At 74.8% G+C, this 1,396-nt stretch carries 1 protein-coding gene and 1 pseudogene; both read left to right on the top strand.

What is annotated here, in order from left to right:
- Positions 1–868 (top strand): annotated as a pseudogene (locus ACLEQD_RS43385) (hypothetical protein); the annotation flags it as partial.
- 216 nt (positions 869–1,084) lie between these two features.
- Positions 1,085–1,396, top strand: a 312-nt coding sequence (locus ACLEQD_RS43380; protein WP_410391792.1) for a hypothetical protein, incomplete at its 3' end; no start/stop codon positions are given.

Here is a 1,396-nt window from a genome sequence, read left to right as displayed (position 1 = left end):
GCGGGCTTCTCACTGGAGGACGGCGCCCCGCGCGCCGCGCCCCCGACTCTCCCGCCTGGACGCGCTCACCTCGAAGGGCCCCGCCGTCTGCCTGGGCAGCCCCTGGCGCGTGCGCTTCCCGGACGGCCCCGACGGTGGCCGCGACTACGCGGGCGTCTTCACCTGGTCCACGCCTCCGCCGTACCGTCCGCCGCCCGGCGTGCCCACCACCCCCAGCGCGCTGAAGGCCCGGCGCGGCTCCGACTTCGTCTTCCGCACCACGCGCGTGCAGTACACCGCCGGCGTCGTCGCCGCGGAGGACGTCACGCTCCAGGGCGAGGCCCGCGTCGCGCTGGCCCGCGTGGCCGCGCACAACGAACGCCACTCTGGCCCCCGCCACCCCGGCCGCGCCCTCTGCGACACCACCCACTGCCAGGCCTTCCGGGGCACCGTGCGCATCCGCCCGGAAGAAGCCCGCGCCCTCCAGCTCCCGCCCCTGAAGTGGGACGCGTGGCTCACCTTCTCGCAGGGCGGCTCCACCCCGTGGCGCGAAGCCCGCTCCCGCTCCCAGGTGGAAGCCCTGCTGGGCACGAACCTCGTGTCGCTGCGCTTCGAGTCCGGCCGCGTGCGCTACCTGCGCACCGAAGGCCCCCCCAGCGCCCCCTACGAGGACGCACGCTCCCTGCCGTGCGACACGCTGCGCGCCGGCCTCCGGCTCCCCTCCTGCCCGCGGCGCGCCTCCTTCGACGGCCCCCAGGTCCTCTTCGAAGGCCAGGGCCGCGGCCACGGCGAGGGCCTGGACGTCGAAGCCGCCAAGGCCTCCCCCCGCCTCTCCAGCGACGCCCTCCTGGAGCGCGCCTATGGAGCCCGGGGCCCCCAGCGCCCCTGACGGCGGAAGACGGAGGCCCCGGGGCGATGGGCGCGCAACTGGTCCGACTGTCGGACCCGTTGGGGCGCTTCGCCTCCGGAGGGTGCTCCTCCCTCCACAAGACCTACAGGGTTTCCCAGTACCCACCCTGGAAACCGTGAAAAACGTGCTGACACGGGCCTCTAATCACAGCTATTACGGAAGAATACCGTAGCGCTGTTTGGTGCGAGGGGCCCAATGGCGGAGGGAAGGAGCGAGGCGGAGGCCACGCGGCGCGCGTTGGAGGCGTTGCCGGAGGGCCTTCGGGTGCGCTGGGTCCAGGAGGGCCGGGGGGCCTGGGTCCTGGGCTGTCAGGACTCGAAGCCGAACCTGCACGCGCCCCGGGGCGAGGACGTGCTCATCCAGGGCGAGCTGTGGCTGCTGGGGGCCCGCTACGTGGAGGGCGCGGTGCCGCGCGGTGCCTTGCGGGTGTGGCTGCTGGAGGGCCCGGTGCGGCACATGCTGGCCGCGCGCGTGGCGGTGGGCGGCGGCGACCTGACGCTGGGCCTG

The organism is Corallococcus sp. 4LFB (assembly GCF_046520365.1).
Lineage (GTDB): Bacteria > Myxococcota > Myxococcia > Myxococcales > Myxococcaceae > Corallococcus > Corallococcus caeni.
The sequence above is the reverse complement of the archived record's forward strand: the minus strand, read 5'-3'. Positions and strand labels throughout refer to the sequence as shown.